Origin of the sequence: Cytobacillus pseudoceanisediminis (assembly GCF_023516215.1) — a bacterium.
Taxonomy (GTDB): domain Bacteria; phylum Bacillota; class Bacilli; order Bacillales; family Cytobacillaceae; genus Cytobacillus; species Cytobacillus pseudoceanisediminis.
Genome location: NZ_CP097349.1, coordinates 2,124,018 through 2,138,154, shown reverse-complemented (window position 1 = coordinate 2,138,154; position 14,137 = coordinate 2,124,018). Strand labels below are relative to the sequence as shown.

General features: G+C 40.8%; 12 protein-coding genes and 5 pseudogenes. 10 read left to right on the top strand and 7 right to left on the bottom strand.

Translation table 11 applies throughout. The annotated features are described in order from the left end of the window. Window positions 1-68: 68 nt before the first annotated feature. From M5V91_RS11550 to M5V91_RS11540, 3 genes are all read right to left on the bottom strand, one after another. Window positions 69-419: a hypothetical protein gene (locus tag M5V91_RS11550; protein WP_009330660.1), complete on the bottom strand. Its 351-nt coding sequence runs from the start codon at window positions 417-419 to the stop codon at window positions 69-71. 65 nt (window positions 420-484) lie between these two features. Next, window positions 485-781, bottom strand: a complete 297-nt coding sequence (locus M5V91_RS11545) for a hypothetical protein (RefSeq protein ID WP_009330659.1) — start codon at window positions 779-781, stop codon at window positions 485-487. A gap of 44 nt (window positions 782-825) precedes the next feature. Continuing rightward, entirely contained in the window at window positions 826-1,200 is a 375-nt protein-coding gene (locus tag M5V91_RS11540) for a hypothetical protein (RefSeq protein ID WP_009330658.1), read from the bottom strand. Window positions 1,201-1,516: 316 nt separating this feature from the next. Here M5V91_RS11540 and M5V91_RS11535 point away from each other — a divergent pair, with 316 nt between their 5' ends. The 6 genes and pseudogenes from M5V91_RS11535 to mutL all read left to right on the top strand — a co-directional run bounded on the left by M5V91_RS11535 (window position 1,517) and on the right by mutL (window position 8,916). After that, on the top strand, window positions 1,517-2,062 hold the full coding sequence (locus M5V91_RS11535) for an outer spore coat protein CotE (protein WP_019381802.1): 546 nt from the start codon (window positions 1,517-1,519) through the stop codon (window positions 2,060-2,062). A gap of 163 nt (window positions 2,063-2,225) precedes the next feature. Beyond that, window positions 2,226-2,489 (top strand): annotated as a pseudogene (locus M5V91_RS30450) (VOC family protein); the annotation flags it as partial. 336 nt (window positions 2,490-2,825) lie between these two features. After that, window positions 2,826-3,275, top strand: coding sequence for a VOC family protein (locus tag M5V91_RS11530; RefSeq protein WP_372675451.1), 450 nt, complete (start codon window positions 2,826-2,828; stop codon window positions 3,273-3,275). Window positions 3,276-3,392: 117 nt separating this feature from the next. After that, a pseudogene (locus tag M5V91_RS11525) lies at window positions 3,393-4,009 on the top strand (PH domain-containing protein). Between the two features lie 376 nt (window positions 4,010-4,385). Further along, window positions 4,386-6,985 (top strand): annotated as a pseudogene (mutS, locus tag M5V91_RS11520) (DNA mismatch repair protein MutS). Window positions 6,986-7,003: 18 nt separating this feature from the next. After that, window positions 7,004-8,916: pseudogene (mutL, locus tag M5V91_RS11515) on the top strand (DNA mismatch repair endonuclease MutL). A 46-nt stretch (window positions 8,917-8,962) separates the two neighbouring features. Here the strand turns inward: mutL and M5V91_RS11510 are convergent. From M5V91_RS11510 to M5V91_RS11495, 4 genes and pseudogenes are all read right to left on the bottom strand, one after another. Beyond that, window positions 8,963-10,074 (bottom strand): annotated as a pseudogene (locus M5V91_RS11510) (site-specific integrase). A gap of 14 nt (window positions 10,075-10,088) precedes the next feature. Further along, on the bottom strand, window positions 10,089-10,580 hold the full coding sequence (locus tag M5V91_RS11505; protein ID WP_284522163.1) for an ImmA/IrrE family metallo-endopeptidase: 492 nt from the start codon (window positions 10,578-10,580) through the stop codon (window positions 10,089-10,091). Between the two features lie 65 nt (window positions 10,581-10,645). Continuing rightward, complete coding sequence (locus M5V91_RS11500) at window positions 10,646-11,179, bottom strand: hypothetical protein (RefSeq protein ID WP_284522162.1); 534 nt, start codon at window positions 11,177-11,179, stop codon at window positions 10,646-10,648. 85 nt (window positions 11,180-11,264) lie between these two features. Next, a complete protein-coding gene (locus M5V91_RS11495) occupies window positions 11,265-11,612 on the bottom strand; it encodes a helix-turn-helix domain-containing protein (protein ID WP_284522161.1) in 348 nt (115 codons plus the stop codon). A gap of 157 nt (window positions 11,613-11,769) precedes the next feature. On the opposite strand from M5V91_RS11495, the gene M5V91_RS30445 reads away from it, so the two are divergent. The 4 genes from M5V91_RS30445 (at window position 11,770) to M5V91_RS11470 (ending at window position 14,019) form a co-directional block, all read left to right on the top strand. After that, entirely contained in the window at window positions 11,770-12,303 is a 534-nt protein-coding gene (locus M5V91_RS30445; protein ID WP_369425961.1) for a helix-turn-helix domain-containing protein, read from the top strand. Window positions 12,304-12,317: 14 nt separating this feature from the next. Further along, the gene (locus tag M5V91_RS11480; protein ID WP_284522160.1) at window positions 12,318-13,019 is read left to right on the top strand and encodes an ORF6N domain-containing protein; all 702 of its coding nucleotides are present in this window, start codon (window positions 12,318-12,320) and stop codon (window positions 13,017-13,019) included. Window positions 13,020-13,161: 142 nt separating this feature from the next. Continuing rightward, window positions 13,162-13,425, top strand: coding sequence for a helix-turn-helix domain-containing protein (locus tag M5V91_RS11475; protein WP_009330644.1), 264 nt, complete (start codon window positions 13,162-13,164; stop codon window positions 13,423-13,425). Between the two features lie 390 nt (window positions 13,426-13,815). Then, window positions 13,816-14,019, top strand: a complete 204-nt coding sequence (locus M5V91_RS11470) for a YqaI family protein (protein WP_284522159.1) — start codon at window positions 13,816-13,818, stop codon at window positions 14,017-14,019. Window positions 14,020-14,137 lie beyond the last annotated feature (118 nt).

Sequence of the window (14,137 nt, the reverse complement as noted above, 5' to 3'; positions counted from 1 at the left end):
GTGCAGGGTGTTTTTACGTTCTATATTTAAGGGAGGAATTGGTATTGGCCATGGGTTGTGGGGGCCTTTTATTGGTTTCGCAATAGTTCTACTGCCTTTAAAAATTCTTTTCTGTACTCCTGCTGTTCGATGATTGCTGCATTTAACGTTGACAGCAGGGATTGATTCAGCATTTTAGTCCCTGCATCATCAGATTTTTTGTCCAAAAAGTTGAGGAGAAAAGTATACACAAGAAGCAATGTCGAGTAATTATCCACATATGTGAGATTGATGGCCCGTCCGCCCTTTCCGCCGGCAGCATGGTTATTAATCGACGGTATTCCGGCTTCTGCAGCCATATCAATAAACTCCTTTGGAATACCCAGCTGCTTGAGGACTTCCGGATCCAGATCCAGCTTTTGCATATTTTGACTTAGCATGGTACTCCCTCCCTTCTTTTTGGACATTTTTAGACTCTGCATAGAAAGAATTGCTTTATCTTTAATTACGCTTTGTTGCTTTGCTGCTGAGTTGTAGTGTTCACAGAAATGGCTGTGGAGTCTCCTCCATTTGCAATATTGTATTGGGCTGAAAGAATTGGAATGTTGATCAGTGCAGCGTTAACAGCAAATCCTCCACCAGAAATCGGCAATTGGCCGTTTAGGTTTGTTTGAGGAAGGTTTGCTTGTGCAGCGAAAGTAAAAGCTTCCGCTTCATTGCCGCTGTCTGCTCCATTTACTGCTCCGCCGCTCGGCAATACGCCATTGTCTTTTTCGTAATCATCATAGCATCTTGATAGCATATTTTTTCACCTCCTTCAATTGATTGAAGTGGCTGTTTTCCAGATTATGAGTCTTTCTTCATCATGTCTGAAAGATCCAGATCCAGAAGTTTCTTACCGTTTACAGATAGTTTCACCTGTTTATAATCCTCGGATGTTTCCACAACAGGCAGCAGATTTTTTAATGCAGGAATCATATTCCCGATCCCGGAGGAATTTTTTGTGAAGAGCCCTTCTAAGTTTCTCAACGGCTTAAGAGATTCCATAAGATTTCCTTTTAACTCTTCAGACTGAATTTTTTCTAATCCTTTTGTATAGAATCCGCCCAATGTTTCCGTAAACTTGGCCACCATTTCTTCTGCATATTGTTTTGCTTCTTCCCCTGTCATCTCTTTGCCATTGATTGAAACTTTATAGTTGGAGTTCTCCTTGTCTGCCATTCCTGTTCACCTCCTTATCGATAGTTTATTATATTGATTCAAGAGCCAAGCTGTCTCCGCAAATGCAGTAGGACAAACGTGCATTTTTCAATTACATACCTATTAGTGAGTTTTAAGTCCTTACCATAGGCAGGCAGTTTCCTTATTTATATAGAGAATTCTCCTGCTGGATTTGTTCAGACCGGAACATTCGCCCGCTCCCGGCATACTATAAATCATGCCAATACTTTTGCCTAACATTCATAAAAATTATCGCACACTAGTCTAATATCCCGCATAGGATGAATTGAAAATGAATGAGGAGGGTTCGCTCGCAATGGGAGATTACAGAGAGATTATAACGAAAGCGGTCGTTGCGAAAGGACGTAAATTCACACAGTCCAATCATACGATCTGCCCGTCACACCATCCGTCAAGCATACTTGGCTGCTGGATCATAAACCATACGTACGAGGCGAAAAAAGCTGGAAAAACAGTGGAAATCTGCGGCCATTATGACATTAACGTTTGGTACTCTTTCAACAATAATACAAAAACCGAAGTTGTTACCGAACGGGTTGAGTATAAAGATGTCATTAAATTGAAGTACCGTGATCCGGACTGTTTGGATGATCATGATGTCATCGCCCGTGTTCTGCAGCAGCCGAGCTGCTGTGAAGCAGTCATTTCTCCAAATGGCAACAAAATCATCGTCACTGTGGAAAGAGAGTTCATGGTCGAGGTGATCGGCGAAACAAAAGTTTGTGTAGCTGTTCATCCAGACAAGTGCGAGTGCGATGATGACGCTTGGGGACTTGATGTGGAGGATGAAGAATTCGAGGATTTAAATCCGGATTTCTTGGTGGGAACTGAAGAAGAGTAATGACAAACTAGGAGGTTTTGCTTCCTAGTTTTTCTTTTTATATTTTCATAATGTCAGCCAAATTCAAGCGAATTAATGACAGCACCTTCCGCCTTTAGTCTGAATGCATCTGCAGAGCCTTACCTTAGAATGGAGGTATAAGATGTAAAGGGGAGAGGCGAGGATGAAAATATTTCAATTGAATTTGAAGTGCCATGATTTAGACAGGATGAAAGAATTTTATACAAATGTGCTGGAGATGGAACTGTTGACGGAGACTCAGAGTTATTTTACGATTATGGCCGGTTCAACAAAGATTCTTTTTGAGAAAGATGCAGCAATCCCCTTTTATCATGTGTGTTTCCGGACTAATGCTGAATACTTTGAACATATGTATCAGAAATTAGGTGCTGAAAGTGTGCTGCTGCCAAATGAGAGCGGCGAGTACAGTATGTTTTGGAAAGGAAAGCAGGCATATTTTATCGATCCGGACGGAAATATTATGGAGATGCTCGAGCGGCCTTTGGATGGTGTGAAAAAGGATGGTCTCCGCTGGCATGATGTTGGGGAAGTTGGCTTGCCAGTCAATGATGTAGCTGCAATGGAGCAGGAATTAGATCAGTATCTGTACAATGAACAGATGGATTCCAGTGAGACGTTTGCTTTTTACGGAGACAGGAAAGGGGTTTTTGTGCTTGTAAAGGAAGGGCGGAACTGGTATCCAACAGAAAGGGCTTCCGTTATTTCACCAATTAAAGTATTTGCATCAGGACCAAGGGATGTTATGTTTCAGCATCAGGAATATCCTTATGAAGTGATTGTGAGGAAGGAATGGGAAGGGAGCATCCCGGCTGTGCAATTTCGCATTGCACGTCCGACAAACCAGCTTGATAAACTCATTTCCTTTTATGAAAAAGGACTGGGTCTGAAGAGAGTTGGCGAGTTTTGGAATCATGAAGGCTATGATGGTATTATGATTGGTCTGCCTGATAGCCAATACCATCTTGAATTTACTCAATCTAAGGAAAAAATGGAGCTTCCGCAGCCGACAAAGGAGCATCTATTAGTTTTTTATGTGGGAGACCGCCTGGAGCGTGATAACATTGCCGAAAGGCTTGCTGCTTATGGGTATATGGAAACAGAACCGGAAAATCCATATTGGGGCAGAGGCGGAGTGACAATAGAAGATCCAGATGGATGGCCGATTGTATTAATGAATACGCCAGGAATATGAAGCTTCCGGTTTGCCGGGAGCTTTTCCAGCGTAAATTTTTAATTGAATAAGCCATCGTTTTCCTAAATATGTTAAAATAGCAAAGTAGTAAAATGAATGCAGAAAGGTTGAGGGGTTATGTTTAAAAAGGTTGCCTCTGATGTGCTGGGATTAAGCGATGTGGGAAGCGTCATCCAGCCGGCTGACTATGACAAAGTTGATGCTGACGATTACGTCCTTCACGAAGATAATGAGAAAATTTACTTCCTGATTAAGTCCAAATCGGATGAATACTGCTTTACGAATAAGGCGCTAATTCATCTGGATGGTACAAGTGCTGTCAGCAAAAAACGAACTCTAAAGCGCTACAGCTACCGCGAATACAGCATTTCAAATGTGATGCTGAAACAGCTGGTACAGTCGATTTGGATGTGGAAATCAAATTCGTGATTGGATCTCAGGCATTCTCTATTGACGTACATAAAAAGCATATCGAAGAATTGAAAGATTTATATAAAGCACTGATCCGCATTTCCGAAATCTGCCGCGAAAATGAAGTGTCCATGGAGTATGCTGAAAAAAGCCTGAATTTGGCATCAAGCACTCTTGGACGTTCAGTGTCCAATCAGGACGCCAATGTGGTGGACAATTTCCGTGTACTAAATGAAACAGCCTTCAACTGGCTGATGAACAGCCGCAAGAAATATAATGTGAAAGACTTCGGATATGTGTTTGAAAAATACATAAATAACTAAGAAATCCTGGCAGCTCTCCATTTGGGGGCTGCTGTTTTTTTTGTGGCAAGACTTTCTACTGCTCATTAAACGCAAGTATAGTTTAACCACTGCTTTGATCGCAGCGGAGGATATTTGACTCAAGCGGGAGGAGAGGGAAGTGAAAGACCCCGCAGGCAAAGCCAAGGAGGCTCGGGAACCTACCCGCGGAAAGCAAGTGTCCCGTGCTGAAATCAACGGCATAATATATAAGCCTATCAATATAAGAGAATAGCCAAGGCAAATATTGCACCTCTGAGTCAGCCGATAATCTATGATATAATGAAAAAGACGTTTTTAGAGGAAATCTCTAAAACAGGATTATAAAATAATAGATTATGGATCGTTGGAGGAAGTTATGGCAGCAGCATACACGCCTATGATACAGCAATATTTAAGGGTAAAGGCAGAATATCAGGATGCCTTTTTATTTTTTCGCCTTGGAGACTTTTACGAAATGTTTTTCGATGATGCACTTAAAGCATCACAGGAGCTTGAAATCACATTAACCAGCCGCGAGGGAGGCACGGAAGAAAGGATTCCCATGTGCGGGGTGCCGTATCATTCAGCACCGGTTTATATTGAACAATTGATTGAAAAAGGATACAAAGTCGCAATCTGCGAGCAAACAGAAGATCCGAAACAGGCAAAAGGAGTTGTGAAGCGGGAAGTCGTTCAGCTTATCACACCTGGAACAATGATGGAAGGCAAAGGCCTTCAGGAAAAAGAAAACAACTATATTGCATCGATTTCGGTCTTTGAAGATGAAACCTTTGGATTTGCCACCAATGATTTATCAACAGGTGAGACGAAGGTAACGATGTTAAGCAGCGGGTTTGATGAGGTCTTAAACGAGCTGTCTATGTCAGGTGCAAAGGAAGTAGTCATCTCTTCCGACTTTGATGGAGAATGGCAGAGGAGAATGAAAGAACGCTCCGTCATGGCGATTTCATTCGAGGATGATTGCGGAGTCCGGGACTCTTTCGAGGGACTTCTGGCTGATTTAAATCAGGACAAGCTCAGGACAACTTCTTGCAGACTGATTAATTACCTGTACCGTACGCAGAAGAGGAGCCTGGATCACCTTCAAAAGGTGGCTACTTATCAGATTAATCAATACATGAAAATCGATTATTTTTCTAAAAAGAATCTTGAGCTGACAGAAACCATCCGCAGCAAAGGCAAGAAGGGCTCGCTGTTATGGCTCCTGGATGAAACGAAGACTGCCATGGGCGGCAGGCTTTTAAAGCAATGGATCGACAGGCCGCTTATTGATGAACAGGAAATCAAACGCCGCCATTCGCTGGTTGAAACGCTTATTCACTCTTTCTTTGAACGGGAAGAAATCCGGGAAAAACTGAAGGAAGTCTATGATCTGGAACGCCTTGCAGGAAGAGTGGCGTTTGGAAATGTAAATGCCCGCGACCTTGTGCAGCTTAAGAAATCTCTTCAGCAGATACCTGTTCTAAAAGAAATGGTCTCAAATCTGCCGAATGAGGAAGCAGTGAGGCTTGCTGAGCGCCTGGATGCGTGTGAAGAAGTCACGGATACTTTGGAAAGCGCGATAATGGAAAATCCGCCGCTGTCATTGAAGGATGGAAACATCATTCAGGACGGCTATCATGAAGAGCTGGATAAATACCGTGATGCCAGCCGCAACGGGAAAACCTGGATTGCCCAGCTTGAGAAGCAGGAACGTGAAAAAACAGGCATTAAATCATTGAAAATCGGTTTTAACCGTGTGTTTGGCTATTATATTGAAGTTACTCGCGCTAACCTTCATCTTCTAAAAGAAGGGCAATATGAGCGCAAACAGACCCTGACCAATGCCGAACGATTTATTACGCCTGAATTAAAGGAAAAAGAATCACTCATACTGGAAGCACAGGAAAAGTGTGTGGAGCTCGAGTATGAATTATTTACGAATGTCCGCGAACATGTAAAAGAATTTATTCCGAGATTGCAAAAGCTGGCGAAAACGGTAAGTGAGCTGGATGTTCTTCAGTGCTTCTCCGCTGTCAGCGAGCAAAGGCATTATATAAAGCCAAGTTTTTCAAATGAAAGACGGGTTTATATCAAAGACGGCCGCCATCCAGTCGTTGAAAAAGTGCTGAACGCACAAGAATATGTGCCGAATGACTGTTATATGGATGCGGACCGGGAAGTGCTGCTGATTACAGGGCCGAATATGTCCGGTAAAAGTACGTATATGCGGCAAATCGCCCTGACTGCGATTTTAGCCCAAATCGGCTGCTATGTACCTGCTTCTGAAGCCGTGCTGCCGATTTTTGACCAGGTATTTACGAGAATCGGAGCCGCCGATGACCTTATTTCCGGCCAGAGTACATTCATGGTCGAGATGCTTGAAGCGCGAAATGCTATTGTGAATGCCACTCAAAACAGTTTGATTCTGTTCGATGAAATCGGGCGCGGAACATCCACCTATGATGGGATGGCATTGGCGCAGGCAATCATTGAGTATATTCACAACCGGATTGGTGCGAAGACTTTATTTTCCACGCACTATCATGAATTGACGGTGCTTGAAGAAGAACTGCAGAAGGTGAAAAACATCCATGTCAGCGCAGTCGAGCAAAATGGACGGGTTGTGTTCCTTCATAAAATTAAGGAAGGAGCGGCAGATAAGAGTTACGGAATCCATGTTGCCCAGCTTGCAGAGCTCCCTAATGAACTAATTGTAAGGGCAAATGAAATTTTAACGGGACTGGAATCGAACGATCCCGCTCCTGTGAAAAAAGAGATTCCTGCCGCAGAAAAAATGGCAGAGCCTGCTGCCCAATTATCTTTCTTTGAGGATTCTGAAGATGTGAAGAAACCTTCAATAAGCTCTAAGGAAAAAAGATTATTGATAAAGTCAAAGCGCTCGATATCCTTGATATGACGCCAATGCAGGCATTAAATACATTATATGAACTGCACAGAAAATTGAAGAATTAATAAACAGGGGGTGACGAGATGGGGAAAATCATTCAGCTGGATGATGCGCTTTCTAATAAAATTGCTGCCGGCGAGGTGGTGGAGCGGCCAGCATCGGTGGTAAAAGAATTGATGGAGAATTCGATCGATGCCGGAAGTACTATTATTGAAATTGAAGCGGAAGAAGCCGGCCTGGCCAAAATCCGCATTATCGATAATGGCGATGGCATTGAGGAAGATGATGTCCTGAATGCCTTTCATCGCCATGCCACCAGTAAAATTAAAGACGAAAATGACCTTTTCCGCATCCGCACGCTCGGATTCCGCGGCGAGGCATTGCCAAGTATTGCGTCGGTATCGAGGATTGAAATGAAAACCTCAACTGGGGATGACGGCACACGTGTTGTCATAGAAGGCGGAAAAGTGGAAGTGATGGAAAAGGCACCCGGCAGAAAAGGGACTGACCTGACCGTGACGGATTTATTTTTCAACACGCCGGCAAGGCTTAAGTATATGAAGACGATTCACACAGAACTTGGCAATATTACAGATGTGGTTAACAGGCTGGCGCTCGCCCATCCGGAGGTCGCCATCCGCCTGATCCATAATGAGCGAAAGCTCCTGCAGACGAACGGAAACGGGGATGTCCGGCAGGTGCTTGCAGCTATTTATGGGCTCAATATTGTGAAAAAGATGGTTCGGATTGAAGCAAGCTCACTTGATTTTAAAATCAGCGGATATGCAGCAATGCCGGAGATTACAAGAGCATCAAGAAACTACATTTCTACCATGATCAACGGCCGCTTCATCAAGAATTATTCTTTGGCCAAAGCCATTCAGGAGGGGTATCATACTCTGCTGCCAATCGGCCGCTACCCGATTGTGCTCCTGAACATTGAAATGGATCCGCTCCTTGTCGATGTGAACGTCCATCCGTCGAAAATGGAGGTACGCTTAAGCAAGGAACATGAATTGAATGAGCTTGTATCAGGTGCTTTGAAGGCTGCATTTAAAAAGAGGAACTGATCCCATCCGGATTTACACAGCCGAAGACCATGAAGCCTAAGTCAGAACAGACGGCTCTTGAACTGGATCATTTGCCTGAGCATCGGGAGCATGTGCCTTCTTTTGTTCGTGAAGCGAGGGAGGATGCTATCCGGCAGTACCCGAATGGGGCAGATCCGCAAAGTCTATCAGGTGAACCGGCAGCAGCTGGATATCCTGATTTGCAGGATGCTCCTCTCATAGATTTAAGCCCCTCAGCTGAAGAATTGCCTGAAGCTGATCAGCACATATTCCAGCCCGAAGAGCCGAGAGCTGCAGGACTGGAACAGTTTTTTGCAGAGACCGCCACAGTGGAGGAGCCATCCCGGGTGCCGCCGCTCTATCCGATTGGGCAAATGCATGGGACATATATTTTTGCCCAAAATGACCGGGGCCTTTATATCATTGATCAGCACGCCGCCCAGGAGCGGATCAAGTACGAGTATTTCAGGGAGAAAGTCGGCCAGGTTGAAAGTGAATTGCAGGAAATGCTTATACCGCTGACATTTGAATACTCAACGGATGATTATATTAAAATTGATGAATACAAAGGCGAGCTTGAAAAAGTGGGGGTATTTCTGGAGCAGTTCGGACATAACAGCTTTATTGTCCGTTCTCATCCGCAATGGCTGCCTAAAGGCGAAGAACAGGAAATTATTGAGGATATGATTGAACAGCTCTTAGCCATGAAGAGAGTCGATATTAAAAAGCTGCGTGAGGAAGCTGCCATTATGATGAGCTGTAAAGCTTCCATTAAAGCGAATCACCATCTCCGCAATGATGAAATCCAGGCGCTGCTTGATGAATTGCGGAGGTCTTCCGATCCGTTCACATGCCCGCATGGACGGCCGATCATCATACATTACTCCACTTATGAAATGGAAAAGATGTTCAAACGTGTAATGTAGTGGGATTTGAGGCAAGGGAATTTCTCCTTGCCCACTTTTTGCCCATTTATCTTAAATATGACTCTAATTTTAGTAAATTTTCAGTTTCATATTTTTTTGTAATATGAACATAGACATCGGCTGTCATATTGACAGTTGAATGCCCTAATCGTTCACTAACAAACTTTATATCTGCACCACTTTCCAGCAGCATAATTGCGTGAGTATGACGCAATCCATGCGGGGAAATGTGGGGGAGGTTTGTTTTAGCTTTTTTAAAATAGAATCAATCGTCTTGTTGACTCCGTATTCTCCAATTTCTTTTCCGTTTGGGCACCTTACTAAGAACTCTGATTTATGGTAATCGGCACCATGTTTCATTTTATTTTTCTTTTGCCATAACTGATACTGTTTTAAATCAGCAATTAAAGTATTATCAATCCCAATTGTGCGGTTACTTGATTTGGTTTTTGGTTTTTTTACACCATTGTCACTTCTCGTTTTTGTGATGGAAATAGTTTTATTTTCAAAATCAATATCCTCCCATTTTAAGGCTAACATTTCACCTTTTCTAATTCCTGTTCGGAGTAAAATTGATGCGATAATATAATGATGATATGGAGATTTTTTAGCTGCATCCATGAAGATTTCTACTTCATCTCTCGATAAATAATTAATTTTTTCTTGTTCCTCAACTTTTATAGATATCCCTTGATACTTATTATATGTAACCATTTCTAGTTCAACAGCTTTATTGATTGCAGTACAAAAAATAGAATGAATCGTCTGGATGGTTTTTTTAGCGTATCCTTTTTCAATTAATGTATTAATAAATTTTTGATATTCCATCCGTGTTAACTGATTCATTTTATAATTTCCGAGACTTGGGATAATATGATTATTGATATACCAAAATCGATTAAATAATGTTCTTTCTGCGCATTGGGCTCCATAAATTTCTAACCATTCGGTAAGCCAATCCTTAAGTATAGTTTCGCTATTTGCAATAACAGAATGTTGCCGGAGATAAAACTTTTTCTCCACTTCAGCTGCTTCAATCTGTGCCTCTTTTTTAGTTCTAAATCCACTTTTACTTTTTTCTTTTGGTTTTCCAGTAGCAGGGTCTATATATTTAATTCTGTATTGCCATGAATTACCTCTTTTTCTGAAACTAGCCATGAATACCTTCACCTCTATATGTAAGTATGTAATTTTTTGAAAAATATCATTGAATTGATTCTATTCTCAAACATTACAAATCTCTTTTCAGCAAACTTATAAGTTACCTTGAACATTTGTGCAACTTGTTTAATAACCTCTCCTCTGGTAGGAGGAAATGTCAGTTGTATTAACATAAAAGTCGGGACACAGAAATGATAAGAAAAATAGTTGGCTTGGAATTCTTGAAGTTTTAAAAATTCTTCAGGCATAATTAGTTGATTTCCAAAGTGCCTTTTAAAATGGCAAAATTCGTGTCCAAATTCTTCCCACTGTTCTTCCTTACTAAGTCTTTCATCAATGATTACTTCATCTTCATAGATACGACTTGATATATTCATATATTTCACGGACATCCCTAAGCGATAAATGATATCGTGCATATCAATTTGATGGGGATGTAAGATTCCAATATCGTAATAAAAGTCTTTTATCCAATCTTCTAGCAAAGTTGTGCGGTAATTCATTTTGAACCTCCGGATGGGAATGTGTGTTCTATTTTAGTTTGAAAAGAAAAGCCCAAAAGGGCTAATCATTGAATCTCTGAATTATAAATTTTCCAATGGTAATTCAAATCGAAGTCCCCGCGTGATTCTAATGTACCCCTGACTGTAACACTATCACCTGGCTTTAGATCGGTTAGAAGATTACTCGTAAAATCTGCAACAAAAACATTGTAAGCTTCATTACCTGATGTATTAACATCATCCCACGTTTGACCGGTGTACTCTCCTGCACCTAATACCCAAATTTGTGAAGAACCTATTTCCATTATAGTTCCTGACCAAGTTACTTCTTGTCCGTATAGGTAATTATCCCAAGTTGGTGTTCTGTCTTCACCGAGTTCTTTATAATTATTAATGAACTCCGGAAAATTATTTAAAGAATCAATAGTTTTCTGTTGTTGATCGGATATTTGTTTTTCAGTTACATTCGGTTCTTCTGATTTTGTATTTTCTTCAACAGGCTTGTCTACCGGCTCTTTAGTTTCCTCTGTACCTGAACATCCCCCTAAAATAAAGCTTAGAGATAGAACAGAGATAACTAGTAAAAATTTGTACTTCATCTTATCTAATCTCCCTTTTAATAAATTTATGTATTTATGGGTAAATAACCCATTATATCCTCAAATAAAAACACGCAAGCGCGTGTTATTTTTTATCTCTATCTCTGATAATCTCCCAGAACTTGATGAGTTCTTCTATCTTTTCCTCTGGAGCATCCATTAAATCTTTAAAAAAGATTTGTGTTTTAGGATTAAGTATCTCTCTCCACATTTCATCGCTAGAGCTGTTTTTTTCATTACCAGTAATCAAATAATCAATTGAAACATCAAATATTTCCGAGATTTTTTTTAATGTCTCGAAGTCAGGTCTACGTTCATCTGATTCATATCGCGATAGTTGGACATTGGAAAGTTCCAATTTTTTCGCCATATCTTTTTGATTAATTCCACTTTTCTCTCTTAATTTCCTAATTCGATTTCCAAAAGATGACATTAAAAAACCCCTCTAATTATTAACTGATTAAATCATATCATTTACCAATATGGTAATAAATATTTTTGCCAAAAAGGTAATTTTCCGATTGACTTTGCCGTAATGGTAATATATTATAAACATGAGTTACCGATATGGCAAAAACGGAGGTGAAACAATGAAACAGAAAGTGTTGAAAGTGGATCTAGTAAAAATAAAAAAATTAAGAAAAGAACATAATTTGTCACTTGAAGAAATGGCAAAGCATTTGGGGTACGAGAGCCCAAATGGATACTATTATCTTGAAATTGGTCGTGGCAAGTTCCCAGCCGAGACATTAGCCAGAGTTTCGGAAATCTTAAAAGTCCCTATAACAGAACTTTTTTTGAAGATGAAATTGCCAAAATGGCAAAAAATCAAAGTGCATAAGGAGGTATTTCAAATGTTAAGTGTGCAGGTTGATAAACAAACAATTGAACAGCAGTTTCATGAAGAGTTACGCAAGCACCTAAATGAAATTCAATATCGTACAGTTTTTTGGGACATGAAAATGCTATGTCAACAGACATGCATGAGTGAACCATTCATTAAAGAGCAATTCTTTTTCGATCCTCGTTTCCCAAAATTCAGGGTTGGACGGAAATGGTTATTCCCAGCAAAGGAAACAGAAGATTTTTTAATCAAATGGTTAAAAGAACAACCTCACTATTAAAAGGAGCTGATGTTATGAATCATCTTCAACCAATTAGCCAGGGAGGAAAGCGAGTTTTAACTACTATCCAATTGGCTGAAGTTTTTGGAACAGAAGCAAAAATCATAAACCGAAACTTCCAGAGAAATGCTGATCGGTATGTTCAAGGCAAACATTATTTTGCCTTATCCGGAGAAGAATTACGGGAATTCAAAGGGTCACGTCAAATTGACGACAGCCTTAAATTTACTTCTATTCTCTACCTTTGGACAGAAATAGGAGCTTGGCTTCATGCTAAATCTTTAAATACTGAGAAAGCATGGGATGCTTACGAAATGCTGGTCGATGAATACTACTCGATTAAGGAAGACATTGTTCCTCTATCAAAAGATCAGGCTCTTGTCACAGTGCTGAGAACAACTGCAGATCTTATGGAGGATACTCAAACAATTAAAGCTGAACAACATAAAATCAGAAAGCTAGTCTATGAGATTGATAATAAAGTCGAAGAGCATATCACTTTATCCAGTGGCGAACAACGACGTGTGCAGAAAGGAATCGCTCAAAAGGTTTATGAGCTGGAAAGTAATCCAGAGTTCCGTTCAAAGCTATTTAGGGAACTGCATCGAGAATTAAAGAACCGTTTTGGTGTAGCAAGCTACAAAGATATTAAGAGAAAGGAGCTTCAATCAGCCCTCAGCTATATAGAAAACTGGTTTCCAAGAAAAGTTTCATGAGCGAAGGCACCAAACGAAGCTGCCAGGCTCAAAAAATTCGGTGCACTTCCTTTCATCTATTAATTTTAATAGCAATCTATTAATTTGTCGGTTCCATACTGGAACGTTTCCAAATTGGAACAAAGAAGGGAGGGAGAATGGATTGACTTTCGGCGCGGTATTGAAAGCATGCCGGGAGCGAGCAGGTCTTACACAGGAGGAAATCGCAGAAAAGCTTCATCGTTCACGGAGTTGTATTTCAAAATTTGAAACAGATAAAAAGACACTGGATGTCGCTACTTTAATTAAGTGGGCAGATGTTACCTCAGCTAAAGATGTGGCATGTGCCATTGTTACAGGGGTAGATCCAGTGATGATATTGCAACAGTTAATGCCGTTGATAGGAGGAATAATCCAATGGTTCTAACCAGAAAAGAGAAGCTGGAACAATTGATTAAGAAATTAAAGAGCCAAGGAGTCAAGATTGAGTGGGCAGTTAGAATCTGTAGTTCAAAGGAGGGTTCATAAGTGGACTTGGGTTATGTCCTAGCTATGATTTTCGGAACCTATTTTATTTTCATTATGGGCATTTTAATTGGAGATTTTACTTCAAATCAAAAAGAAAAGCAGTAAGCTCACCACAGCTCACTGCCACTGAATATCGATAAGCTTATTCTACCACCACTAGAATAGGGCGGCAAGAATCTTTGTTCCTGCCGCGATAAGTCGGAACGAATATCTACCTTTCCCCCATCATCTACGTTTAGGCTTATCGCGGTGTGAATAAAGCACCTAATACATAGAGAGGAGGATAAAAATGAATCATCCTATGATTGACCAAATAGAGAAGTCTGGATACCCGAATATGGTTGAACAGCCTGAACATGTAGGAATTGATTATTTTGGTGACGAGATCCTAGATGGTGACGACATAGTGGAATATGACGGTGAAATCATTTTGAGGGATAACTTGGAGCGGTATTTAACACAAGTCATGGAATTTGAATTTAAAACTGCATAAAAAGACACCTGTTGGGAGGCAGGTGTCCGGGTTCGATGAAAATCGAAAAACAATTATAGTACCGTCATTGTAGCATACAGGCCCCTGGCGGTAAAGGGAGGACTCGATAGTGGCCATT